Genomic DNA, 21,709 nt, shown 5'->3' on the forward strand with positions numbered 1-21,709 from the left:
TCCGAGGCACTAAAGCCGCGGAGCATACTAGAAACCCCCAGCCAAACCATGGGGTCAGGTCTCGAATTTCTCAGACAAGCGGTGGCTGACCCCGGGGTTGTCTGAGAAATTCGAGACCTGACCCCAGGGTTAGCGGGCGAGGCGGGTGATTTTGGCGCCTTCGAGGGATAGGTCGGCCATGAGGCCTTCGCTGGAGAAGATAAAGCCGACGACCGGGGATTGCACGGTGCGGCTGTCGACACGGGTGCCGGCGCCGGCCTTGAACAGGGCGACGGTGCCGTCGACGCCCACCTCCCAACCGCGGCTGCCGCGAAATTGCTGCAGCGCCTCGTCGGTCATGAACAGAATCACTTCTGACTTGGTGACGCCCCCTAGCTGAAGGCCGAAAGACGCACCGGCGGTGGCGTAGTAGTAGGTGGGCTTACCGTCGATAAACAGGGCCCCCTCACCGTACTGGCCGCCAACGCCAAAACCGAGTTTAACGATATCCGGAAACACCAGGACGCCAACGGCCTCCTGCAGCAAGTCTCCTGCCCCTTCCACTGAATCGCGTAACACGACCAGCGCATTCATGCTCTTGGCGTTGATTTCTTCTACCGAATCCGCGCGCAGCGGGGCGCTCAGGCAGATGAGAATGACGAACAGCGTGGTCAGCAGATGGGCGTGCTTCACAAGACCTCCAGGATCAGCCGGTGGCGAACGCCTCGCCGATCAATTCCTCAGTCAGCGACCAGAGTTGATCGGCGGCTTGCGCGTCCAGTGCGTAGGATTCTACACCACCGCGAGAATCACCGGCAGCCGGCTCGGCTATATGACAATCTTCGAGGTAGAGCCCGCCCCGCCCTGCCAGTTCAGGTGAGGTGGCGGCCCAGACGCTAGTGGCCGCACCGGCAGGAATGGATTTGTAGGGCATGTCTGCGGGATCGGTGTCGCCTGCAATCATTTCAAAATCTGCCTGGTCCATGTGGCGGCCCAGTTCCGTGGCAATCATCCCCGGGTGTACCGCAAGAGCGTGGACACCGCGCGCGCCAAAGCGCTGTTCCAGGCCCACGCTGAACAACACGTTAGCTGTTTTGGATTCGCCGTAGGACTGCCACTTCTGATAGTCGCGTTGCTGGTAGTTGGGGTCTTCGAGATTCACGGGGGCAAACTTGTGTGCCGCCGAGCTGAGATTGACAACGCGCGCCGGGGCGCCCTGCAACAACGCCGGCATCAGCAGCGACGTCAGCAGGAAGTGGCCCACGTGATTGGTGCCAAACTGCATCTCAAACCCCTGGGCGGTGCGCAGCAAAGGGCAGGCCATGATGCCAGCGTTGTTCACCAGAATATCGATTTGCGGCGCATGCGCCAGAATCGCTGCCGCGCCGGTACGCACGCTGTCGAGGTCGGCAAGGTCGGCTATGGCGGCATCAAATGTTGCGCCGGGCACCGCTTCCTGCAAACCCGCCAGGGCGGTTGCCAGTTTATCCTGATCACGAGCCACCAACGTAACCGCCGCTCCTGCAGCTGCCATCACCCGTGCTGTTTCAACACCCAGCCCCGAGGAGGCACCTGTTACGACAACCCGCTTCCCGTGCAGATTAATATCGGCGATAACGTCATTCGTGGTGGAAGTGTGGTCGAACTGGCTCATGGACTGTCTCCTCTGGGGTTAACCAATGATTGTCGCCCCGGCACAATAGCGCTTTAATGGTCGCTTGGGCCAATTACTTGTGTCCGAAAACAATCTCAATAACAAGGGAAGCACGTGAGTAAAGAACAGATCAAACAACTGGAGGCAGGCAAATACGTGAGCTTTGCCACCCTGAAACGCTCCGGTGACTACGTGGCCACGCCCGTATGGTTTGCGCCGCTGGATGGCTACTACTACCTGTTCTCCGCCGAGGATGCCGGCAAGGTGAAACGGCTCCGCAATTTCAGCGAAGCGCGTCTGGCGCCGTGTACTGTCTCCGGCAAACTCAAGGGCGAATTTATGGACACGCAGGCGTACCTGCTGGAGTCACCGGAAGATATCGACACGGCACTAAACGCCCTGCACAAAAAGTACGGCCTAAGCATGAAGATTACTGATTTACTGTCGGGCCTGACGGGTAAGAAAGACAAGCGCGCCTATATACGCGTTGAGATCCCTCAGTAAACGGCCATTTGCGCCCGGTTGAGCTCATCGAGCTTAACCCGATAGAGCTCGCGTTCGCGCATGATTGACGACTTGTCCAGGGCCAGCTGCACATAGCGCATAGCGGCCTTGGGCTCGCTAAGCTTCTCATAGATCAGTCCCAGGCCAAATAACAGGTTGGCGTCTTCCGGCTGCAGCCCGACGGCGTACTGGTAGTGGTCACTGGCCTGCCGCCAGTCGCCCTCCTCCGCCGCCATATCGCCCAGCCAGGCGTGATAGTAGGGGTTGCGGTCGCGATACAGGTCCACCCGCTTTTCCCAATGCGCGCGCTTATCGGTATCGCCGGTGATCTGGTGCAGCACCAAGAGGTTATTCATCGCCGAACGCTCGGTGCTGTCGAGCTCCAGCGCCTGCAAATACGCCGCCTCCGCGGCATCGTATTGGCCGGCACGTCGATAGACTGCGCCAATATTCACCCACAGCTGGGGCATTTTCGGGGCCAGCTGCAGCGCACGCACGGCTTCAGCCCAGGCCATTTCCAACTCATCCCGATAGAGCGCATCCATGGCGATGTTGTTGTGATAGAGCGCCGCCGCATCCTGATCAGTCATTTCCTGAGAGCCGGCAAAATCGCGCGAGGGAAGCGGGTCGATGTCCACCATGTAGCGCTCGTCACGGTTCATCTTCACCACGACATTCACATGCATGCGAACTGCAATGCGCTCGCCCATACGTGTCCATTGCGGCCTGACTTCCACCCACTGGTAGTTGGCATCCAGCCCCGACTCGCGGGCCAGGGCCACGAACATGTTGGCATAAGACAGGCAGTTGGCGGTCTCGCGGTGGAACACCTCAATGGCGGTGCCTTCGGCAGCGGGGTCGTACTCCATACCGAGAATGGCAGGGCCGGATACCGCGCGGTGCAATGAGCGCAGCCGTTGGCGCCTGCCCATATCATCACCGGCATAGGTGGCCACAAACTCGCGCATGTCGTCATCGAGCGCCAGTAGATCCGGGGTCACCGCTGAGGAGACAGCCTCATCGACTGTCATCAAAGTGCCGGTGAGCTGGATAGGTTCCAACTGCGATAATGACGGAGGGGCGGTCGTGCAGGCGGCTAGCAGGCTGGCACCAACCGCAAAAAACAGCCCTTTCCACCCTCTCGCGGGCGACAGCAGCCGAGTGTATTCATGCAGTGTTGGGCGCATACCAACCTCCTCCGTCAGTATAGCGCAGCCGACTCCAGGGCATAGTTTTCTCGACAGCGGCGCCAAGCGCTGCTATCTCTATAGTTAGTCAACTCTTAGACAACAAAACCAACAGGAGTGAGAGCATGACCCAACACCTACTCGAAGATGACACTCAGGCGGATCGCCAGGCCCTGCGCACGCTAGGCATCATCATGATTGGCTTTACGATTGCCACCATCGTGCTGATCGTCGGCGTAAGAATGTTTGTGGGTTAAGCCCCGACTAAGCGCGATTACGCCGCGGTGTGCAAGCCGCACTCGCGGCCGTCGTGTACCTTGGTGGGATCGAAGTAGTGACGGCAGGTGGGCAGCTCAAAACGCTCCATGTAATCCTCTACATCGTCATCTGACCAGTTAAAAATCGGGGCCACCTTGATGATGCCCCGGTTGTCCATCGACACAATGTCGAGGGTTTTTCTGTGCTCGGTTTCTTCGCGGCGGATGCCTGTGAGCCAGATCTCGGGCTTGAAAGTGTCTAGCGCCCGGGCAAACGGCTCGAGTTTCACCTGACGGGTGAATTCCTGATGACGCTCTTCCTCATCCACTGTGGGTACGCCGCCCATAATGGCGTTGCGGCGCTCTGAGGTCATGAGCGGCGAAAACACATGCATGTTGAGATCGAGCTGCTGAATCAGGCGCTCGGCCACCACGTAGGTGTCGCGCAGGTTGTACCCGGAGTCTACCCAGACCACCGGCACATTCTCGTCCTGTTCACTCACCAGATGCAGCATCACCGCCGCGTTCTTGCCCATGCTGGTGGTGGAGATGGTGGGCACCTGTAAATCCAGCGCCCAGCGCACAATCTCCGCGGCGCTCTTGTCGCGCAGGGAAGCGTTTACACTGTCCAGATCCAGATCCAACACGGGGAATTCGCTCAAAATAGTCGAGGGAAAGAACTTTAAAGAATCAATACGGCGCTTACAAATAACCGAAATTTATATACATATTCCCCAACCCCATGGGGTCAGATCTTATTTTTCTCAGACAGGCGACCTGCTCAGGCAGCAGCCACCGAGGGGGAGTTCTCAAGCTCGGCGTGTAAATCCAGAAACTGGCCTGTGAGCTTGTGGCTGGGCGCAAGATCGATCAGCGGCCGGTGTTCGCGGTGTGACTCTTTCATTTTCACTGAGGTGTTGAGGTAGGTGTCAAATACCGGATAACCCTCGTCCTCAAGCTCAGCCACCAGCTCGCCTGGCAGGCGAGCTTGGGAGTTGAACTGATTGATCACAATGCCTTCAACCACCAGCTCGGGATTGTGGTCCTCCTGCAGCTCGGCCATGTTGTCCATAAGCGAGTACAGAGATTGCCGGGCAAAGCTGTCGCAATCGAAAGGCACCAGCACAGAATCTGCCGCGATCAGTGCGGACTTCGAGTAAAAGTTGAAATTGGGCGGCGTGTCGATATAAATCCGGTCGTACTCATCCACCAGCTTGTCCAAGGCGTCGCGCAGCTTGTAAATTTTGTAGCGCGATTCCAGCTCCTTCTCCATATCGGAAAGCACCGGACTGGAGGGCATCAGGAATAGATTTTCGTACGGAGTTTCCCAGACGAACGAATCCGGGTTTTTCTGCATGCGCCGCGAGCCCACGGTTTGCTTGAACAGCCCTGCAACGCCCTGCGCTTCCGCGGGGAAAGCCTCAGCGTCGATTTCGCCCACCAGGTAGTGGGTGGTATTGCCCTGAACGTCGAGGTCCAGCACCAGCGTGCGATACCCCATGTTGGCGCTGATGGCCGCGAGATTACAGGTAATGCTGGTCTTGCCGACCCCGCCTTTCTGGTTAAAAACAACGCGTCGCATGGCTGGAAACCGCTCTCTGGTCACACTGGAAAGAAGAGCGACCAGTGTAAGCGAAACCTCGGGGTCAGGTCTCTAATTTCTGAGAAATTTAAGACCTGACCCCAGGGTTGTCTGAGAAAAACGAGACCTGACCCCGTGGGGTTATTTGATGTCGATGAGGTGGATTTCGAAGACAAGGGCGCTGTTGGGGGGATGGAGCCGCCGGCGCCGGCTTCGCCGTAGGCGAGCTTGGGGGGCAGACGATGCGCCACTTGTCGCCCACGGACATCATTTGCAGGGCTTCGGTCCAGCCGGGGATGACCTGGTTGACGCCGAATTCGGCGGGCTCGCCACGCTCTACGGAGCTGTCGAACACGCGGCCATCAGGGAAGGTGCCGTGGTAGTGGGTGACAACCGTCGCCGCAGCGCTGGGCTTGGCGCCGCTGCCGGTTTCCAGTACTTCCCACTGCAGGCCGCTGTCGGTAACGCTGACTTCGTCGCGCTCGGCGTTGCGCTTGAGGAATTCCTCGGCCAGGGCCAGGTGCTTGCTGGCCTGCTCGGCTTCGGCGGCCTTGGCCTTGTCCTGGATGCGCTGGAACGCGGGGTTCAGTTCGGCGTCGCTCATGGCGGTTTCGCCGTTCACGTACCAGTGACGGATGGCCGCACATACGGCGTCCACGTCCAGGCCTTCAAAGGCGTTGCGCTTGAGCTGGTCGCCAAACTGCAGGCCAAAACCGTAACTTACTTTCTGCTCATCGGTGGCCAGTTCCACCTCGGGTTGTAATGCCATGGGAAATTTCCGCTATGCTGTTCAAAAAAAGGACGCGCAATTTACCACATCAGACGCGCCGCGTCTGGCAGGAGCAGCGCTATGACTGACAGCATCGAAGCGATCCACCAGTACTGGTTTGGCGACCTCGACGAATACGGCATTGCCGATGCCAGCCGCAACAAGTTGTGGTTTCAATCCACCCCCGAGGATGACGAGCGCTGCCGCGCGCTGTTTGGCGAACTGGTGGAGACTGCACTGGAAGGCGGGCTAAGCGAATGGGAAAGCTCCGACCGGGGCGTGATTGCGCTGATCTTGCTGCTGGACCAATTCACCCGCACCTTGTTTCGCGGCGACGCCCGGGCTTTTGCCGGCGATGCACGCGCCCTGGCCCTGGCCCAGCACCAGATCGCCCACGGCCACCATCAACGCATGCCTGCGGCCCATCAGGTGTTTCTGTTCCTGCCGTTGGAGCACAGCGAGGATCTGGACGTACAGGAAGAGTGCGTGGAGCTCTTTGCCGAGCTGGAAGCCATTACCGGCATGGAGGCCATGGCCGGCTACAGCCGCTTCGCGGTGGCACACCGGGATGTGATTGCCCGTTTCGGCCGTTTCCCACACCGCAACGCTGTGCTCGGCCGGGAATCCACCCCTGAGGAGCAGGCACACATAAACACCCACGGAGGCTTTTAATGAGCCTCTTGCTCGCCCTGCTGGCCCTTACAGCCAGCTCCGCGGCAGCCCAGCCCAAACCGCTGGATTGCGAGGCCTCGGCCGCCCACCGCCAATTCGATTTCTGGGTGGGGCACTTGGAGGTTAAAAACGCCAAAGGCCAACTGGCCGGCCATAACCGAATTGAAAAGGTGCAGAAAGACTGTGCTTTGCGCGAGTCCTGGTCTAGCGCCGGTGGCGGCAGCGGCGAAAGCCTCAACTACTACCACCCGGAACGGGTCAATGGCACCAGCTATGGCTGGACGCCGGCTACAGCATCATCGATATCAGCGGTGGGCTGATCGGGGACAGCATGGTGCTGGAAGGCACGATCTTTTATCTCGAAGCCGAGCAACGCCACCCCTTCCGCGGGCGCTGGAGGCCACTGTAGGACGGCCGGGTGCGGCAATTTTGTGAGCAGCAGGATGACAGCGGTCAGTGGCAGCCGTGGTTTGAGGGTTTCTACCAGAAAGTAGCGCCAGGGGCCGAATCAGAGTAGTCGGAGTTAGCGCCACCACGGCGGCTGCTGTAAGCACACTGCGGGCCGGCGAGCCGGGCGCTAAACCTTAGGCTCAGCGCCCGGACTGCGACACCGACCAGAAGTCATATCGCCCCTCGGTCATCTCCGCCTGCCAGACATCGAAGCGGCCGCTGTCGAGGTCGTCATAGGCCTGAACGATGGAGTCATTCACCTCTGGGTAGGCCACCTCGCTCCAGGGACAGTCGCGCCGCGAGAAGAATGCGCAGGCCTCGGATTCAGGGCCCGGCGCACAATAATCAGTATCCACCCGAGCACGAAACGCCACGAACACCTGGTTGATAAAGGTGATGGTGCCGGTCATGTAGAGCTGTAGCTGATCGGCGGGCAACAACACGCCAGACTCCTCGTGCAGTTCGCGCGCGGCGGCACCGGCGAGGGTTTCACGCTGTTCCATGAACCCGCCGGGAATCGCCCAGCGCCCACGCTGGGGTTCAATGCCGCGCTGCACCCATAGCAGGCGGTCCTCGTAGGCGACAAACGCCGTCACCACAATCATCGGGTAGTCATAGTGGCGCTGGCCACAACCGGTGCACTTCCAATGGTTGCGCTGCTCGCCACCGACCACATTGCGGGCAAGGCTTGCACCACAGCTGGGGCAGTATCGGTTGCCGGGCAAAACCAGATCTCGCTGTATTCAATAGACGTCACATCAAAATAGCACTTTGCCCCGATGAAAGCATTGGCGCTATGCTTGCCCCGCAAACGATTAGCCAGGTATTTCAATATGACAAACCAGCCTCCCCGCGTGCAGTTGCTGCTCACCGGCAACGAGATCATGAGCGGCGATACGGTGGATTCCAATTCAGCCATGATCGCCCAGCGGCTGGCGACGCTCGCCATGAGCGTGTATCGCAAAGTCACCGTCGGCGACGACGTCGCCCTGCTCAAAGCCGAACTGGCCTATATGACTGAGCACGCTGATCTGGTCATCGTCAACGGCGGCCTGGGCCCCACTGTGGATGACCTGACCGCGGAGATCCTCGCCGATGTTGCCGGCGCGCCCATCGCTGAACACCCGACGGCCGTGGCCCACCTCGAACAATGGTGCGCGGGCCGCAACCTGGCGCTGAATACCGCCAACCTGAAACAAGCCATGCTGCCGGCCGGCTGTGAGATCGTCGACAATCCCATCGGCAGCGCCGTCGGCTTTGCACTGGAGATCAACGGTTGCCGGGTCATCTGCACGCCGGGCGTGCCCAGTGAACTCGCAGCGATGATGGACATCATCCTCGACCAGCTCGCGGCTGCGCAGGACACACCGGTGGAGCACGACATTCTTCGCCTGCAGACCTTCGGCCTGGGCGAATCCTCGGCCCAACAAATCATTGCCGACAACATCCCGGACTGGCCCGCCGGGGTAGAGCTGGGGTTTCGGGCCGGCGCACCGCAAATGGAAATCAAGCTCACGGTGAGCCGCAGCACTGACCTGCCCGCCCGCCAACGATGTCGGGAGCAGCTGGAAAGCCTGTTCGGTGAGCACATTATCGGCGAGGGCGACACCCTGCTGGCGGAGCGGGTATTGGAATTGCTGGCAGATCGCGGCCAGACCCTGACCACGGCCGAATCCTGCACTGGCGGCCTGATCGCCTCGATGCTGACCAGGATTCCCGGGTCGTCAGCGGGCTTTCACGCCGGGTTTGTCACTTACGCCAACGACATCAAGGCATCGGTGCTTGGGGTGGATGAAGCAACGCTGGCGACAGAAGGCGCCGTCAGTGAAGCAGTCGTGAGAGACATGGCCAAAGGCGCGCTGGCGCGCAGCGGCGCCAACTACGCCATTGCCGTGTCCGGCATCGCCGGCCCCGATGGGGGCAGCGAGGAAAAACCGGTAGGCACGGTGTGGCTGGCCTGGGGACGCGAAGATGACATCCGCACCCGCTGCCTGTGCTGGCCGGTGGAGCGCACCCTGTTTCAAACCATGGTAGCCGCCGCGGGCCTGGATATGATTCGGCGCATGCTGCTGGGCATCGACAGTGAACCGCGATACTTCCGTCAGCGCAGCACCAAAGCCCAGGCCTAGCGCTCAAACAGGGGGCTATCTCTCCCGCGGGGGCGCTACCCCTCCAGCGGGGGCGCTTCCGCGGTGGGCACCGTGCGGTGCCACACCAGAGAGTGGAAGCGAACGACGTCACCCACCTGGTCTTTGCCCGACAGCACCAGGGTCTGACCATCGAGCTCGGCGTGGCGCAGCTGCTCCGTACCGGGAAAGTCGGGATTGAGACTCTGGGTCACGTAGTGAATCACATCGCCATCGCGCACCCGGTAACGTCCCGCATAGTGAAAATACGAGGAGAACGCTTCCGCCTTGAGGGCGTCGGAAATCTTCCGGTAGGGCACATCTTCTGGCAGTCCGTCGCGCTCGTGGCGAGCAATGGATGCGCTCATCCAACCATCATTGGCGTATACCAGCAGGCCTCGAGGCTCTTCGCCGTAGGGATAGCTGAAGACATCCCGGTCGGAATAACCAATCGTCCAAGACTCAAGCTCCCAGGTGCCTATCAGGTCGTCTTTACTAATCATGATGTCTGCCCTCAGGGCTGCAATTGTTCAATAGACCAGCCGTCGCCGTCGCGGCTGTACAGAAAGCGGTCGTGGAGGCGGTGCTCCCCGCCCTGCCAGAACTCGATGCGCTCGGGGACAATCCGGTAGCCACCCCAGAAATCGGGCACGGGTATTTCGCCACTGCCGAACTTATCCCTAAGCACCTGCACCTGCTTTTCCAGCATGGCCCGGGCCGACACCGGCCGGCTCTGGCGCGATGCCCAGGCTGCGATCTGGCTCCCCCGGGGTCGGCTCATAAAATACGCGGCAGATTCAGCCACGGTTATTTTTTCAGCGGTGCCGGTGGCGATGACCTGCCGATCAATTTCATTCCAGGGGAACAACAGCGACACGCGAGGGTTGGCAGCTATGGCCTGGGCCTTGTTACTGCCGTAATTGGTGTAGAAGACAAAGCCGCCCGGGACAGCCCCTTGAGCAGCACAATCCGCTGCCAGGGCATGCCCTCGGCATCAATGGTGGACAACACCATGGCCGTGGGGTCTTCAAGTTCGGCACGCACCGACTGCTCCAGCCACTGCTCAAACTGCTTGATCGGACAGGCATTGAGCATGTCGCGGCTCAGCCCACCCGCGGTGTATTCCCGCCTGTAATCCTCGTAATGCAATGGAGATTCCTGCTACGCTGCGCCCAGTAAATAAAGGCCCCGAATCGGGGCCAACATAGTAGCCCCACAATCCCGCAGAGGCAAAACACCCGCTATGGTCAGCGCACCGCATATTATCGACGGCACCGCCGGCGAACAGGCCCGCATGGCCGACGCCCTGGCCGACTCCTTCAGCACCGACCCGGTGATGAACTGGGTCATGCCCGCCCCCGATATCTACCCCGGATTTTTCCGCCGGATTATCCAGGACATCTTTCTGCCCAGGGGGATCTGTCACCTCGACGACGCCGACCGCGGTGCGGGTTTGTGGCTACCGCCGGGAGAAAAATTCGACCTGAAACCCAGCGCGGGGCTTGTCGCGCTGGTGGCGAAACTGTTACTGAAGTCAGGCCTGGCGCCCATACGCCGCATTCCCCAGCAGGCCGCCGTGTTCGACAAATACCACCCCAAGGCACCGCATTATCATTTGCTCTTCGTCGGCGCACGGCAAAACTGCCAGGGCCAGGGTGTGGGTTCAGCACTGATCAAACAGGGCCTGCGCATTGTCGATGATGCGGGCATGCCGGCGTATCTGGAAAGCTCGAACGAGCGCAATGTGCCGCTCTATGAACGACACGGATTTGAAGTGATTGGTGAGGAAAGCCTGCCCGGGGATGGACCCCGGGTCTGGTTTATGTGGCGCGAGGCGCGCCCGGCAACTACTTCGGCGGGAACTCCGCGAGGATAGCCTGAGCTGCTTCGGCACGACGCGCGGCAGACTCAGCGGAAGCCGGATCAGGGTTGGACTGCAGCCGGGATTCGAGCACCGAGCGCCACACCGAGCGGCTGCGTTCGGGATCGATCATGTCGACGATAAACGTACCCTGGGTGTACTGGCGCACACTCACATCGGACACGCTGGGGCCGCAACGCCAGCAATTGTAGTAGCTCATGCTGTTATAGGAACGCACATCGGTGCGCTCCTCGGTGACAAGATGCCAGGTCAGGTACAAGTCCGCGTCAGCGTTGTCATCCACTACCTTGAAACCGCGGCGGGTCAATTCATCCGCGAGAGCGCCGTCGATGCGCGACACCTGCATATCGCTGATCTTGATCGCGCCCATACCGACCCGGTCTACGGGCTGAAGGGCAATGCTCTTCACATCACTGAAATCGAAGTTGTCATCGAAATCCATGGTGGGTTCGAAGGCGGTGGTACTACAGGCACTGACAAGGGCGAGTACGGTCAGAGCGCCCAGCGTTCGCAGACTGCGTTTGATCATAGGTTCATCCTCAAAGTTGGAGCAGCATTATAGTCAATCACTCGTACTGGGGACCACCGGCGCCCGGCCCATGTACAGTGGCAACTGTGGGAACGGATAAAAACTGCGCCAGTCGGCGCCGAGCTCATCGGCCAGGCTGCTCCCCCGGGTCGCTTGACTGGTCGCCTCCAGCAGCGCATCCAGGGCAACAGGATCTGCGGCGCCTACCAGCACAGCGGCTTCCATCATACCCTCCGCGCGCAACCGGGCGGATGGCGCGACATCTTCGCCGCGCGCCAGCGCGGTGAACAGCTGTTGCCAGCGCTGCTGCAACTCCTCGAGCAAATTGTCCACGTTTCCCTCCATGCCGAGCCTTCCGAAGGCGTCTATAGTGTATATACTTGCTTGAAGTTTAATAAGAGATCCACACGGCGCGAACTCGCCGTAAACAACGTTTATGTACCCAGCGCCAATCACTGCGGTCCTGTTGCGCGCCCTGCTGCTGGCTCCGCTGGCCAGTGGCATGCCCCTGGTGGCAACAGCGTCGCCCGAAGCAGTGTCGGCCACAGCCGAACCGGTTAGTGGCGAGCCGGCGCTGCGCGTCAGCCGCGCCAGCGGAGAGGACTTCCGTGCAGCCATTGCCGCCCTGGAATCTGCCGGTGGCGCCTACGCCTCGGAACTCCCCGAACAACTTCTCAGCCTGGGACTCACTCTGCAACAGCAAGGCGATCACGCCGATGCTGTCGAGGTATTCCGCCGCGGCGTGCATCTGAACCGGATCAACAACGGTCTCTACAGCGGTGCCCAGGTGGCGCTACTGCAACAGGAAATTATCAGCCTGATGGCCATGGGAGACTACGCCAAGGCCGATGAGCGCCAGCACTACATGTATCGGGTGCAGATGCGCAGCATGGACAAGAGCCTGGATCGCTCGCAGGCTTTCATTCAGCAGGCACAGTGGCAATACAATGCCTATCAGCTGGAGCTGGGCGATGTGCCGTACCTGCGCATCATGAGTATGTGGGACTTGTACCGCCTGGCCCTGAACGACATTATCAAGGTACAGGGCCAGCAGTCGGCAGCGCTGCTGGAACCCCTGGAAGGCATGTTGTTGGCCCAGTATCTGATTAGCGGGACCCAGACCGGCAGCAACTCCCAATCCCAGGACCTGAATATCAAACAGCAATACGTCAGCAACCGTTTTTACCGCTACCAGCGAGAGAGCTACAAGCGCGGTCGCGCCGTCATCCAGGCCATCTACGACTTGCAGTTGTCTCTCTATGGAGAAGACAGCCCGCAAGTGACCAAGACCCAGGTAATGATGGGCGACTGGATGCTCTGGAACGGTGAAAAGGAAGCCGCATGGCAAACTTACCAGGAGGTCACCGCGGAACTTGTTGCTCAGGGCGCTGACCAAGCCAATATAGAAGCGGCGTTTGCAGAGCCCGTAGCGCTGCCCAACTACGAGGGTGTACACCCCCTTCCGCCGACAGTGCCGGCTGGGGAAAGTGCGGTAGAACTGGCCTTCACAGTGACGGCGGACGGCAAGGTACGCAACCTTGAGCGCGTAGACAGCAACGAGCTCAACAACGCACGCGCCAATAAATTAATGCGCAAATTGCGCAAAACCCGGTTCCGCCCACAATTGGCCATGGGTGAGCCTATCGACACACAAAGGGTGCTGCGATCCTATGACATTCAGTGACGCACCAGGGAACACCCGCAACGCACTGCACCGCGCCAGCCTGTGTGCTGCCGTGACGGCCGCCTGTTTGATGCTGGCTGGCTGCCCCAGTGCCAGCACCCCCACTACACCTCCCAGCAGTCCTAGTTCCAGCTCCAGTTCGAGTAGCAGTTCCAGCTCAAGTTCCAGTAGCAATTCCAGCTCAAGCAGCAGTTCCAGCTCAAGTTCAAGCTCCAGCAGCAGTTCCGGGAGCTCCGGCTCCAGCGGGTCCAACGCAAGCAGTGCGGGCGCTCCCGGCCGTAGCAGCCCGGGTGGCGCAAGCGGCGCTTCGTCCTCTTCCGGTAACAGTGCCAGCCGTTCAGGCAGTGGCAGTACGAGCAGCAACGGCACGTCTGGCGGCGCCAGCGGCGGCGATGGCAGCGAATCGGGTGATGGCGGTGAATGGTGGGGCAGAGGCACTGGCGGCGGTGACAACGGCCTCGAGGGGCAGGCGGGCAGTGCCGGCGAGGACGGCGGCCAGGCGGGCGGCAGTGGTGCCGAGCCGGGCTTTGAAAATGGTGACGGTGCCGGGCTGCCAAGTATGGAAGACGTGCCCAGCATGGAAGACAGTGTCGCCAGCGGCAATGCTGCCGGCAACGGCGGCCAGGGCCAGCAGGTCGGCCGCGAAGGACAAGGCGAAGGCCAGGGCAATGGCAGCGGCGGAAGCAATCCCGGCCAGGGTCAGGGCGGCGGCACCGCAGGCAGTGCTGGCGCGATCCCAGGAGTGATCACCGGTGTTATTCCGGGCACGGGTGCAGGCACCGGTGGCCCGCTAACGCCTGCTGAGCAAGTGGCTATTCTCGACGCCCAACTGGAAGCAGGTACCGGTGACTTCGACGCCATGATTCTGGAAGAGCAGGATCGGCAACGCTCCGCCACTCGCAGCAGCACGCCAACCAGCACCACTGATGCCAGCGAACAAAGCGCCGGCGGCAGCGGCGGCTACGGCGGCCTGGACACGCGCTACCCTGGTGGCGAAGTGGCCGATGCATCCAGCACCTACGGCGGCGGCATGGGTGGTATTGGCGGCGGACAACCCATGCCAGAGAATACCGCTCGCTTCCCACCGCCAGAGGACATCCCCTCGGGAGATGACGACGACGTGGTTGCTCGCCAGTTACGCGAGGCCGCCATGCGTGAAGCCGACCCCGCAGTGCGCGAAAAACTTTGGGACGAGTACCGCAAGTACAAGGGCATTTCACAGTGAGTGACAAATGCATCTGGCGCTGCAGCGCCACCGTCGTCCTGCTGACCAGTGTGTGCCTGCTCGCCGCCGGCTGCGTCAGCCAGACGGTGAAGAGCACCTCGGTTCCGCCGATTAATTCGCCCACCGAAACCGTCGCCGACGCGTTGCTGCTGGACGTGGGTATTGCGGTGTTTGACCCGGGCCTTGACGAAGTACCCGACGACGACGAGCAACCGGTCTACACCGAAGTGCGCAAGGCGGAAGCCCGCTTCATGCCTAACCAGGTGGCGCAAGCCATGCAACAAAGCGGTGCCTGGGGCGCGGTACGCGTGGTTCCAGACCCTGAGCGCGTATCCGATCTCTCGGTGCACGGTAAAATTCTGCACTCCGACGGCGAACGGATTGAGCTACAAATTCAGGCGATAGACTCACGGGGCTATGAGTGGCTCGACAAACGCTACGAGTCCCACGCCAGCAGTTACGCTTACCGCACCACCACGCGCAGCACCAATGATCCTTTCCAGGCGGTGTACAACACCATCGCCAACGACCTGTTACAGGCACTGCAAGAGTTACGCGACATCGACCGCCAGAACGTGCGCCTGGTCAGTGAGCTGCTGTTTGCCCAGGACTTTTCCCCAGAGGCCTTTGAGGGCTACCTGGCGCGCAATCCCAAGGATGTTTATCTGGTCATGCGCCTGCCCGCCGACAACGACCCCATGCTGGAACGGGTGCGCACGATTCGCGAGCGCGACCACATGTACATCGACACCATGCAGGCCTACTACGACAGCTTTGGCGAGGAGATGCTCGGCCCCTACGACGAGTGGCGCCGCCTCAGCTATGAGGAAGTCATCGCCATGCAGGAACTGCGCGCCGAGAGCCGTCGGCGTCTGATCGCCGGCGCGGTCGCAGTGGCCGCCGGTATTGCCGGCGCTGCCAACTCCGACAGTTATGAGCAGGCCGCAGCCAGTAACGTCGCCATTATCGGTGGCGGTTACCTGCTCAAGAGCGGTCTGGAAAAACGTAACGAAGCGCAAATCCACGTGCAGGCCCTGGAAGAAGTGGGCATGTCACTGGAATCGGAAATCACCCCCCAGGTGATTGAACTGGAGGACCGTAGCATCACACTGCAGGGCAGTGTGGACGACCAGTACGCCCAGTGGCGCTCGCTGCTGGCAGAAATTTACGCCACAGAGATTGGCAACCTGGAACAACCCGAAGCGTCAGCTGATACACTCTAGTTTTTCGACTGTCTCACTGAATGTCTGCGAATAACGAGCAACTCAAGCCCACTCCCTTTGACGTCGCCCCCACGGCGACGCCGGACAGCGCGCCGAAGACGACCACCCCGAGCTGGATGCTACCTGCATTGGGAGGTTTATTGCTGCTCGCCGCGATTGTGGTGTTCTGGTTACCCAGTGCAATCACACCCACCGCCCCGGAGCCACTGCCCACTCAGGAAACACCCGCCGGCACGGCCACCAGCGGCCCGCCCCCGCGGATACCTCCGGCGACCCGGCGCCCTCGCCCTGGTCCGATGCTCAGGATGCGAAACTGCGCAAGGCCGCTCAGGATGTGCTCGCCGAATTACTGGATATTCAGTTCGAGCTCGAGGAGCGCGGTGTGGCCCAATGGGCCGGAGAGGAATTCGCTGCCGCCAACGCCACGGCACTGGAGGGTGACGAGCTGTACCGGCAGCGCGAGTATGAGCAGGCGACCGCTCGCTATCAGCAGGGGTTGGAGCAACTGCAAGCCATCAACAACGGTATTGGAGAGCGCGTCGATGCGCTACTGGCCCAGACAGAGGAGGCGCTGCAAACCGGCACCGCCGATGATGTCGACACCGCACTGGCGCTGGCAACCCTGATTGAACCGGAGAACGCCGCCCTGCCGGTACTGGCACAGCGGGCCGCCAATTACCCCGAGCTATTGCAACAACTGGCTACTGCGGCGGAGGCCGAAGCCAACGGCGATCTCGCACTGGCTCAGGCGAGCCTCAGCCAGGCCAACAACCTGGACGCCGCCCACTTGCGGGCAGAAGCCGAACTGGCCCGGGTCACCGAGGCGTTCACCACCGAGCAATTCAATGCCGCCATGAGTGAGGGCTACGCGGCGCTCGACAGCGCCAAATTCAAGCGCGCAAGGGACCGTTTCCGGCAGGCCGCCCAGCTACGACCGGGCTCCAGCGAAGCCAGCAGTGCCCTGCAGGAATTAGCCGGCGCGGAGCAAAGCGCATCGCTGGTGCAATTGCAGCGTGACGGCGCGCGCTTCGAAGCAAACGAAAACTGGCAACAGGCCCTGGCCAGTTATCAGCGCGCCCTGGGCATTGACAGCAACGTCAGCTATGCCAGCGAAGGTGCGAGCCGCGCCGCCGCCCGAGCCGAGCTGGACAAGCAACTCAGCGCCGTCATCGATGCGCCGGAGCGGCTCGCCGATATTGCCGTGGCCAGGGACAGCGCCGTGCTGCTCGAAGACGCCCGCGCCGCAACACCGCAGGGGCCGGTGCTCGAGCAACAAATCGCTACGCTCGACAAACTACTGCGCCTGGCCAATACAGAAGTGGATGTCACACTGACCTCCGACGGCGAGACCGAGGTGATTGTTTACAAGGTGGCGCGGCTGGGCAAATTTCAGCAACAACAGCTCACGCTGCGCCCCGGTACGTATACCATCAGAGGCAGTCGCAATGGCTTTCGCGACGTTCTGGAAAAAATCACCATTACCCCCGATGGCCCTGAGGGAACCATTCTCATTGCCTGTCAGGAGCCCATTCTTTGAGCGAGCGCAACGACCCCATTCAACCGGCCAGCATCACACCGAGTGCGTTTGAACCCCTCGATGCCGCCGCATCCGCTGCACCCACCGAGCGCAATACCCGGCGCTGGATTCTGGGTGGTGCGGCGCTGCTGTTCGGTCTGCCCATGGCGTTTCTGCTCAGTTCACGCTCACTGGAAGTGGTGGTTGAAGCACAAGTGCCGGCCGAGGTGAGCGTCTCCGGCCTGGCCGTCCCCTTTGGCGACCGCTATCTGTTGCGCCCCGGCCAGTACCAGGTATCGGCCACTGCCCCCGGATACCACCCCCTGACCACCGAGATCACCGTGGGCGACGAGACCAGCCAGCGCACAACGCTGGTACTTGCCCCGCTCCCCGGGCTGGTTACGATCACCACCGAACCGCCCGGCGCCACTGTCATCCTCGATGGTGAGCCCCTCGGGATAACACCGCTCGAAGCGCTACCGATCGAAGCCGGACCACACCAACTGCTGTTCGAAGCCCCCGCTATTTGCCGGTAACCCGTGACCTTGAAGTGAACGGCCGCAATAAGGCTCAGCAGCTCAGCGTTGCCCTCGCACCGGCCTGGGCGACATACGAGGTCAACTCTGAACCACCTGGAGCTGACATTTTGGTCGACGGCGAGGCCCAGGGGCAGACCCCGGCCACAGTGGAGATTATTCAGGGCCAGCGGGAAATCACCCTGCAAAAACCCGCCTTTGCACCCTGGCGCCAGGCGCTGGAGGTCACGGCGGGGGCAGACAAGGATCTCGGCACTATTACCCTGACACCCGCCGCAGGCATTCTCAGCCTCAACAGCACGCCCAGTGGCGCCAATGTCACCATGAACGGCGAATTCCAGGGTCAGACGCCACTGGAGCTGACGATTGCCCCGGGCCGCAGCCATCGAATTGCCCTGTCCAAGCCTGGCTATGGGCGCAGCACTGAGACCATTGAGCTGGCTGCCGCGCAAACCGAATCGCGCACCGTCGTGCTCAAGGCGCAGACTGGCGATGTGAAGTTCAGCATCGCTCCGGCGTCGGCCGAACTGCGCGTCAATGGACGGCTCGTCGGCAAGGGGAGCCGCACGTTGGCTCTGCCGGCCGTGGCCCATCGCATTGAAGTCTCGCTGCCGGGCTATGCCGCACAAAGCCAACAGGTCACACCCCGCCCCGGGCTGCTGCAGAAAGTGGCGATCACCCTGCAAACCGAGCAACAGGCGAGACTGGCGCGCAACAAACCCGAACTGGAAAACTCCGTGAGCCAGACCTTGCTGTTATTCGATCCGCAGGCATCGGCCATGGGTGACTTCACCATGGGGGCATCGCGGCGCGACGCGGGCCGGCGAGCCAATGAGGTATTGCACCCGGTATCACTGCAGCGCATGTTCTATTTGCAAACCACCGAGGTCACCAACGCCCAGTTCCGCGAATACCAGGCCGATCACAAATCCGGCCAGATCGAGGGCAACAGCCTCAACCGCAACGATCAACCCGCCGTGGCCCTGAGCTGGCAACAGGCTGCCTCGTTCTGTAACTGGTTGAGTAAACGTGAAGGCCTGCCGCCCTTCTACCGCGAGAACCAGGGCATTATCACCGGCTTTAACCCCTCCTCGACCGGCTATCGCCTGCCCACCGAAGCGGAGTGGTCCTGGGCGGCACGCACCTACAAAGGCACACTGCTGAAGTTCCCCTGGGGCGATGTCTTTCCGCCGCCTGCCACCGCCGAGAACTACGCGGACAACACCTCAGCCTATGTCACGGGGCGGATCCTCAATGGCTATAAGGATGGCTTTGTGGTGAGCGCGCCGGTGGGTTCCTTCAAACCCAACCATCGCGGCCTGTTCGATCTGGGTGGCAATGTGGCGGAATGGGTCCACGATGTGTACAGCATTCCCAGCGCCGATGGCGCGACCAGCACCGATCCGCTGGGGGCACAGACCGGTGACAACTACGTAATTCGCGGCGCCAGCTGGTCGCACAGCCGCATCGGCGAACTGCGTTTATCCTATCGCGACTACGGCGCCGGTGGGCGTGACGATGTGGGCTTCAGGGTGGCGCGCTATGCGGATGAGTAGCGCACGTTTTACACTGCGGGCTGTCATACTGGGGTGGGCGGTGTTGTTGAGTACAGCTGCAGTGATTGCGCAGGAGAGTGATACTGATCAGCAAGAAGAAACGTCAGACGTTTCTGAGACCGAGTCTGCGCCAGCGAGTGAAGCCAGCGACACGAATAATAGTGAGCGTGGCTCGGGGTCGCCGTTTGACTACGAGGCCTCGGAACAGATTTCAGAAGACTTGTCCGTATCCTTTCCGGTGGACATATAGGACCTGCATATGAAGCAACGGATGTCATCCGAGTTTATCTACCAGCTGTTCGCGCTGCTGATCGCGGTGATCGTGGTGCACGCCGCTTACGTCGGCGCCATCCGCCCGGCGGCGCAGGCCCAAATAGAGCAACAGCAGGCCTTACAGGCCAGCGGCGAGGATTACGTGCCCCAGCGCACCCTGGCGGTAGTGATTCGCGACTTCGAGCAGGAGGCCTGTTTTATCCTGCTGATCTGGGCCCTGGCCATCATGGGCTACAAGGGCCGCCGCACCATGGCTGAGCAATCGCTGCTCGACCAGCGCCTACTGGACATTCCCGAAGGGACCAGCGTCCTGCCGGAAGACGCCCGGGAGTACAGCCGCTCCCTGGAGGCCCTGCCTGAACAGGAACAGGATTACCTGTTGCCGCGCACGTTGCTCGCCGCGCTGCAGCGCTTTGCCACTACCGGCAATATTCAGGCGGTATCCGATACCGTTAAAGAGAGCTGCGAGATTGAGGCCGACCGCCTCGACTCAGAGCTATCCATGGTCCGGTACATCGCCTGGGCCATTCCGTCGATCGGCTTTATCGGCACCGTGCGCGGTATTGGCGACGCCCTCGGCCAGGCCTACAAGGCCGTTGAAGGCGATATCTCCGGCGTGACCGTGAGCCTGGGCGTTGCCTTTAACAGCACCTTCGTGGCGCTGGTGCTGTCGATCATCATCATGTTCTGCCTGCACCAGCTGCAGCTCTCCCAGGAGCGCCTGGTACTGGATTGCCAGCGCTACTCCGACAAACGCCTGCTGCGCCACCTGGTGAACTGATATGTCACTGGCACTGCTGGACATAAACGACTGCAACCTGCGTCTGTGGCACGGCAATTCCCCGCAGCCCAGCCCGGGCTACGCCCTGCTGCAGGGCAAAGACTATCGCTACGGTGCCGACGCCCGGGCAGCGGCCAGGCTGGAGCCGCGCAAAGTGAATACGCGCTACTGGTGGCAACTGAACACCGAACCTTTGCAGCCGCCGCTGGGGCCGGCGCGCCACACCGCTGACCTGGTACACGGCCATTTACTGGCCCTGCACCAACAGGCTGGCGCTCCAGGCGAGCTGGTGATTGCAGCCCCCGCCACCATGGGCCGGGAGCAATTATCCCTGCTGCTGGGCATCGCCCAGCAGTGCCCCTTCGAGGTGGTAGGACTGGTTAACCGCAGCACCCTGCTGGCCAGCGCCCATGCCCCACTGGAAGCGAGCTACCACCTGGAAATCCAACTGCACCAGGCGGTGCTGTGCACCATGCAGGACGATGGCGGACACGTGCAGGTCGGCCGCAGCCAGGCCCTGCCGGGGTGCGGACTGCTGCAGCTGCAGGAACGGATTGTCGAGGTTGTGGCCGCCCAATTTATTCGCCAGACCCGTTTCGACCCGCGCCGCAAGGCAGCCAGTGAGCAACAACTCTACAATGCTATCCCCGAACTGCTGCGCACCCTGGCCGGCACGGCTGAAAGTAACCTTGAAATCCAGGGTTACCAGGCGCGCATTGGCCGCGACGACCTCAATGCCTGTGGTGAAAAACTGTTTGCGACCGCCAGCGCTGCGCTGGGAAACCAGGGCGCTGGCGCCACCGTCCTGGTGGAGCCCCTGCTGGCGCTTTTACCGGCTGCAGCCGAGCATCTGCCTGGCCTGAGCACAACCGACGGCGACAGCTGCTGGCAGGCCGCGCTCAGCCACGGCGACGTATTGCGTGCGGGCAGCGCAGGCCTCAGTTTCGTGGACCGCCTGCCCCGCTTGGCAACCAACCGTCCCGCGCCAGCGAGCACGCCGGAGCCAGCCCCGACCACCCCCTCGGCCGATACCCAACCGGCCGTGGAAGAGATGCGCGGCGAACCGGAATCCGCGCCCGCAGACGGTCCCAGCCATTTACTCATCGGCAGCACGGCTACCCCCCTGGACCCGGCCGGCACCCCCATCGGTCCTGAGGCGACGCTGTATGTACGCGGCGGCCAGTGGCTGGTCCGCTCTCCCGCACCGGTCAAAGTCAACGGTGACACCTGGCGCACCGGCCGGGGTCTGGTGATTGGCGACGAGCTGCACACGGCCGACGGGCAGCGGCTGTTGCTCATTGAAGTACGGTCCGCCGGAGCGTAA

The 21,709-nt window shown here is 61.4% G+C and carries 28 protein-coding genes; 14 read left to right on the forward strand and 14 right to left on the reverse strand.

The genetic code is table 11. The annotated features are described in order from the left end of the window. Positions 1 to 129: 129 nt before the first annotated feature. Positions 130 to 672, reverse strand: coding sequence for a lipid-binding SYLF domain-containing protein (locus tag BST95_RS00665; protein WP_205737306.1), 543 nt, complete (start codon positions 670 to 672; stop codon positions 130 to 132). A gap of 13 nt (positions 673 to 685) precedes the next feature. Beyond that, the gene (locus BST95_RS00670; RefSeq protein ID WP_084197743.1) at positions 686 to 1,633 is read right to left on the reverse strand and encodes an SDR family NAD(P)-dependent oxidoreductase; all 948 of its coding nucleotides are present in this window, start codon (positions 1,631 to 1,633) and stop codon (positions 686 to 688) included. Positions 1,634 to 1,747: 114 nt separating this feature from the next. On the opposite strand from BST95_RS00670, the gene BST95_RS00675 reads away from it, so the two are divergent. Further along, positions 1,748 to 2,137, forward strand: a complete 390-nt coding sequence (locus tag BST95_RS00675; RefSeq protein WP_084197744.1) for a PPOX class F420-dependent oxidoreductase — start codon at positions 1,748 to 1,750, stop codon at positions 2,135 to 2,137. On the opposite strand, the gene BST95_RS00680 is transcribed toward BST95_RS00675, so the two are convergent. Beyond that, entirely contained in the window at positions 2,131 to 3,324 is a 1,194-nt protein-coding gene (locus tag BST95_RS00680) for a tetratricopeptide repeat protein (RefSeq protein ID WP_084197745.1), read from the reverse strand. The genes BST95_RS00675 and BST95_RS00680 overlap by 7 nt on opposite strands. Positions 3,325 to 3,449: 125 nt before the next feature. Here BST95_RS00680 and BST95_RS20800 point away from each other — a divergent pair, with 125 nt between their 5' ends. After that, a complete protein-coding gene (locus BST95_RS20800; protein WP_268245017.1) occupies positions 3,450 to 3,581 on the forward strand; it encodes a hypothetical protein in 132 nt (43 codons plus the stop codon). A 17-nt stretch (positions 3,582 to 3,598) separates the two neighbouring features. Here BST95_RS20800 and BST95_RS00685 read toward each other — a convergent pair whose 3' ends face one another. From BST95_RS00685 to BST95_RS00695, 3 genes are all read right to left on the reverse strand, one after another. Continuing rightward, positions 3,599 to 4,228 (reverse strand): phosphoadenosine phosphosulfate reductase domain-containing protein, encoded by a 630-nt coding sequence (locus BST95_RS00685; protein ID WP_229801902.1) that lies wholly within the window; start codon positions 4,226 to 4,228, stop codon positions 3,599 to 3,601. 134 nt (positions 4,229 to 4,362) lie between these two features. Next, positions 4,363 to 5,163: a ParA family protein gene (locus BST95_RS00690; protein WP_066052784.1), complete on the reverse strand. Its 801-nt coding sequence runs from the start codon at positions 5,161 to 5,163 to the stop codon at positions 4,363 to 4,365. Positions 5,164 to 5,251: 88 nt separating this feature from the next. Continuing rightward, positions 5,252 to 5,932, reverse strand: coding sequence for an FKBP-type peptidyl-prolyl cis-trans isomerase N-terminal domain-containing protein (locus tag BST95_RS00695; RefSeq protein WP_420866355.1), 681 nt, complete (start codon positions 5,930 to 5,932; stop codon positions 5,252 to 5,254). 81 nt (positions 5,933 to 6,013) lie between these two features. Between BST95_RS00695 and BST95_RS00700 the strand changes: the two genes are divergently transcribed. Beyond that, positions 6,014 to 6,604 carry a DUF924 family protein gene (locus BST95_RS00700; protein WP_084197746.1) on the forward strand — a complete coding sequence of 197 codons (591 nt, stop codon included), beginning with the start codon at positions 6,014 to 6,016 and terminating at the stop codon, positions 6,602 to 6,604. After that, positions 6,604 to 6,924, forward strand: coding sequence for a hypothetical protein (locus tag BST95_RS00705; protein ID WP_084197747.1), 321 nt, complete (start codon positions 6,604 to 6,606; stop codon positions 6,922 to 6,924). Before BST95_RS00700 ends, BST95_RS00705 begins: the two co-directional genes overlap by 1 nt. A 270-nt stretch (positions 6,925 to 7,194) precedes the next feature. Here the strand turns inward: BST95_RS00705 and BST95_RS00710 are convergent, their stop codons facing one another. Then, entirely contained in the window at positions 7,195 to 7,779 is a 585-nt protein-coding gene (locus tag BST95_RS00710) for an NUDIX domain-containing protein (protein WP_084197748.1), read from the reverse strand. 108 nt (positions 7,780 to 7,887) lie between these two features. Between BST95_RS00710 and BST95_RS00715 the strand changes: the two genes are divergently transcribed. Further along, positions 7,888 to 9,183, forward strand: coding sequence for a CinA family nicotinamide mononucleotide deamidase-related protein (locus BST95_RS00715; RefSeq protein WP_084197749.1), 1,296 nt, complete (start codon positions 7,888 to 7,890; stop codon positions 9,181 to 9,183). Positions 9,184 to 9,218: 35 nt separating this feature from the next. Here BST95_RS00715 and BST95_RS00720 read toward each other — a convergent pair whose 3' ends face one another. The 3 genes from BST95_RS00720 to BST95_RS21080 are packed head-to-tail and all read right to left on the reverse strand — an operon-like array spanning position 9,219 to position 10,329. After that, positions 9,219 to 9,683 (reverse strand): lipocalin-like domain-containing protein, encoded by a 465-nt coding sequence (locus BST95_RS00720; protein ID WP_084197750.1) that lies wholly within the window; start codon positions 9,681 to 9,683, stop codon positions 9,219 to 9,221. Positions 9,684 to 9,694: 11 nt separating this feature from the next. Further along, positions 9,695 to 10,159: a pyridoxamine 5'-phosphate oxidase gene (gene pdxH, locus BST95_RS00725; RefSeq protein WP_338073429.1), complete on the reverse strand. Its 465-nt coding sequence runs from the start codon at positions 10,157 to 10,159 to the stop codon at positions 9,695 to 9,697. After that, positions 10,072 to 10,329 carry a pyridoxamine 5'-phosphate oxidase family protein gene (locus BST95_RS21080; RefSeq protein ID WP_338073398.1) on the reverse strand — a complete coding sequence of 86 codons (258 nt, stop codon included), beginning with the start codon at positions 10,327 to 10,329 and terminating at the stop codon, positions 10,072 to 10,074. Before BST95_RS21080 ends, pdxH begins: the two co-directional genes overlap by 88 nt. Positions 10,330 to 10,423: 94 nt before the next feature. Between BST95_RS21080 and BST95_RS00730 the strand changes: the two genes are divergently transcribed. Beyond that, positions 10,424 to 11,056, forward strand: a complete 633-nt coding sequence (locus tag BST95_RS00730; protein WP_084197751.1) for a GNAT family N-acetyltransferase — start codon at positions 10,424 to 10,426, stop codon at positions 11,054 to 11,056. Here the strand turns inward: BST95_RS00730 and BST95_RS00735 are convergent. Both BST95_RS00735 and BST95_RS00740 read right to left on the reverse strand, forming a co-directional pair. After that, positions 11,028 to 11,591 carry a DUF4136 domain-containing protein gene (locus tag BST95_RS00735; protein WP_084197752.1) on the reverse strand — a complete coding sequence of 188 codons (564 nt, stop codon included), beginning with the start codon at positions 11,589 to 11,591 and terminating at the stop codon, positions 11,028 to 11,030. The genes BST95_RS00730 and BST95_RS00735 overlap by 29 nt on opposite strands. A 33-nt stretch (positions 11,592 to 11,624) precedes the next feature. Beyond that, complete coding sequence (locus BST95_RS00740) at positions 11,625 to 11,924, reverse strand: hypothetical protein (RefSeq protein ID WP_146004264.1); 300 nt, start codon at positions 11,922 to 11,924, stop codon at positions 11,625 to 11,627. Positions 11,925 to 12,027: 103 nt separating this feature from the next. Here BST95_RS00740 and BST95_RS00745 point away from each other — a divergent pair, with 103 nt between their 5' ends. Continuing rightward, positions 12,028 to 13,275: a hypothetical protein gene (locus BST95_RS00745; RefSeq protein ID WP_084197754.1), complete on the forward strand. Its 1,248-nt coding sequence runs from the start codon at positions 12,028 to 12,030 to the stop codon at positions 13,273 to 13,275. On the opposite strand, the gene BST95_RS19495 is transcribed toward BST95_RS00745, so the two are convergent. After that, on the reverse strand, positions 13,177 to 13,854 hold the full coding sequence (locus tag BST95_RS19495; RefSeq protein WP_146004265.1) for a hypothetical protein: 678 nt from the start codon (positions 13,852 to 13,854) through the stop codon (positions 13,177 to 13,179). The genes BST95_RS00745 and BST95_RS19495 overlap by 99 nt on opposite strands. Between BST95_RS19495 and BST95_RS19500 the strand changes: the two genes are divergently transcribed. Next, complete coding sequence (locus tag BST95_RS19500) at positions 13,835 to 14,500, forward strand: hypothetical protein (protein ID WP_146004266.1); 666 nt, start codon at positions 13,835 to 13,837, stop codon at positions 14,498 to 14,500. The genes BST95_RS19495 and BST95_RS19500 overlap by 20 nt on opposite strands. Continuing rightward, the gene (locus BST95_RS00755; protein WP_229801903.1) at positions 14,497 to 15,723 is read left to right on the forward strand and encodes a hypothetical protein; all 1,227 of its coding nucleotides are present in this window, start codon (positions 14,497 to 14,499) and stop codon (positions 15,721 to 15,723) included. Before BST95_RS19500 ends, BST95_RS00755 begins: the two co-directional genes overlap by 4 nt. A gap of 13 nt (positions 15,724 to 15,736) precedes the next feature. On the opposite strand, the gene BST95_RS00760 is transcribed toward BST95_RS00755, so the two are convergent. Continuing rightward, entirely contained in the window at positions 15,737 to 15,937 is a 201-nt protein-coding gene (locus BST95_RS00760) for a hypothetical protein (protein WP_084197756.1), read from the reverse strand. A gap of 120 nt (positions 15,938 to 16,057) precedes the next feature. On the opposite strand from BST95_RS00760, the gene BST95_RS00765 reads away from it, so the two are divergent. The 5 genes from BST95_RS00765 to BST95_RS00785 all read left to right on the forward strand — a co-directional run bounded on the left by BST95_RS00765 (position 16,058) and on the right by BST95_RS00785 (position 21,709). Then, positions 16,058 to 17,260 (forward strand): coiled-coil domain-containing protein, encoded by a 1,203-nt coding sequence (locus tag BST95_RS00765; RefSeq protein ID WP_084197757.1) that lies wholly within the window; start codon positions 16,058 to 16,060, stop codon positions 17,258 to 17,260. Continuing rightward, on the forward strand, positions 17,257 to 17,775 hold the full coding sequence (locus BST95_RS20225) for a PEGA domain-containing protein (RefSeq protein ID WP_240500241.1): 519 nt from the start codon (positions 17,257 to 17,259) through the stop codon (positions 17,773 to 17,775). The genes BST95_RS00765 and BST95_RS20225 overlap by 4 nt, the downstream gene beginning before the upstream one ends. A gap of 14 nt (positions 17,776 to 17,789) precedes the next feature. Next, the gene (locus tag BST95_RS00770) at positions 17,790 to 19,331 is read left to right on the forward strand and encodes an SUMF1/EgtB/PvdO family nonheme iron enzyme (RefSeq protein ID WP_240500242.1); all 1,542 of its coding nucleotides are present in this window, start codon (positions 17,790 to 17,792) and stop codon (positions 19,329 to 19,331) included. 259 nt (positions 19,332 to 19,590) lie between these two features. After that, complete coding sequence (locus BST95_RS00780; RefSeq protein WP_084197759.1) at positions 19,591 to 20,385, forward strand: MotA/TolQ/ExbB proton channel family protein; 795 nt, start codon at positions 19,591 to 19,593, stop codon at positions 20,383 to 20,385. Between the two features lies 1 nt (position 20,386). Beyond that, positions 20,387 to 21,709, forward strand: coding sequence for a hypothetical protein (locus tag BST95_RS00785; protein ID WP_084197760.1), 1,323 nt, complete (start codon positions 20,387 to 20,389; stop codon positions 21,707 to 21,709).

It is taken from the genome of Halioglobus japonicus, assembly GCF_001983995.1.
GTDB classification, from domain to species: domain Bacteria; phylum Pseudomonadota; class Gammaproteobacteria; order Pseudomonadales; family Halieaceae; genus Halioglobus; species Halioglobus japonicus.

What these genes read in the sequence shown, in the direction of transcription:
- BST95_RS00670 (WP_084197743.1), bottom strand. Translation starts at nt 1,633, where the DNA reads ATGAGCCAGTTCGACCACACTTCCACCACGAATGACGTTATCGCCGAT.
- BST95_RS00680 (WP_084197745.1), bottom strand. Translation starts at nt 3,324, where the DNA reads ATGCGCCCAACACTGCATGAATACACTCGGCTGCTGTCGCCCGCGAGA.
- BST95_RS20800 (WP_268245017.1), top strand. Translation starts at nt 3,450, where the DNA reads ATGACCCAACACCTACTCGAAGATGACACTCAGGCGGATCGCCAGGCC.
- BST95_RS00690 (WP_066052784.1), bottom strand. Translation starts at nt 5,163, where the DNA reads ATGCGACGCGTTGTTTTTAACCAGAAAGGCGGGGTCGGCAAGACCAGC.
- BST95_RS00695 (WP_420866355.1), bottom strand. Translation starts at nt 5,932, where the DNA reads ATGGCATTACAACCCGAGGTGGAACTGGCCACCGATGAGCAGAAAGTA.
- BST95_RS00700 (WP_084197746.1), top strand. Translation starts at nt 6,014, where the DNA reads ATGACTGACAGCATCGAAGCGATCCACCAGTACTGGTTTGGCGACCTC.
- BST95_RS00705 (WP_084197747.1), top strand. Translation starts at nt 6,604, where the DNA reads ATGAGCCTCTTGCTCGCCCTGCTGGCCCTTACAGCCAGCTCCGCGGCA.
- BST95_RS00715 (WP_084197749.1), top strand. Translation starts at nt 7,888, where the DNA reads ATGACAAACCAGCCTCCCCGCGTGCAGTTGCTGCTCACCGGCAACGAG.
- BST95_RS00720 (WP_084197750.1), bottom strand. Translation starts at nt 9,683, where the DNA reads ATGATTAGTAAAGACGACCTGATAGGCACCTGGGAGCTTGAGTCTTGG.
- BST95_RS00730 (WP_084197751.1), top strand. Translation starts at nt 10,424, where the DNA reads ATGGTCAGCGCACCGCATATTATCGACGGCACCGCCGGCGAACAGGCC.
- BST95_RS00735 (WP_084197752.1), bottom strand. Translation starts at nt 11,591, where the DNA reads ATGATCAAACGCAGTCTGCGAACGCTGGGCGCTCTGACCGTACTCGCC.
- BST95_RS00745 (WP_084197754.1), top strand. Translation starts at nt 12,028, where the DNA reads ATGTACCCAGCGCCAATCACTGCGGTCCTGTTGCGCGCCCTGCTGCTG.
- BST95_RS19500 (WP_146004266.1), top strand. Translation starts at nt 13,835, where the DNA reads ATGGAAGACGTGCCCAGCATGGAAGACAGTGTCGCCAGCGGCAATGCT.
- BST95_RS19495 (WP_146004265.1), bottom strand. Translation starts at nt 13,854, where the DNA reads ATGCTGGGCACGTCTTCCATACTTGGCAGCCCGGCACCGTCACCATTT.
- BST95_RS00780 (WP_084197759.1), top strand. Translation starts at nt 19,591, where the DNA reads ATGAAGCAACGGATGTCATCCGAGTTTATCTACCAGCTGTTCGCGCTG.
- BST95_RS00785 (WP_084197760.1), top strand. Translation starts at nt 20,387, where the DNA reads ATGTCACTGGCACTGCTGGACATAAACGACTGCAACCTGCGTCTGTGG.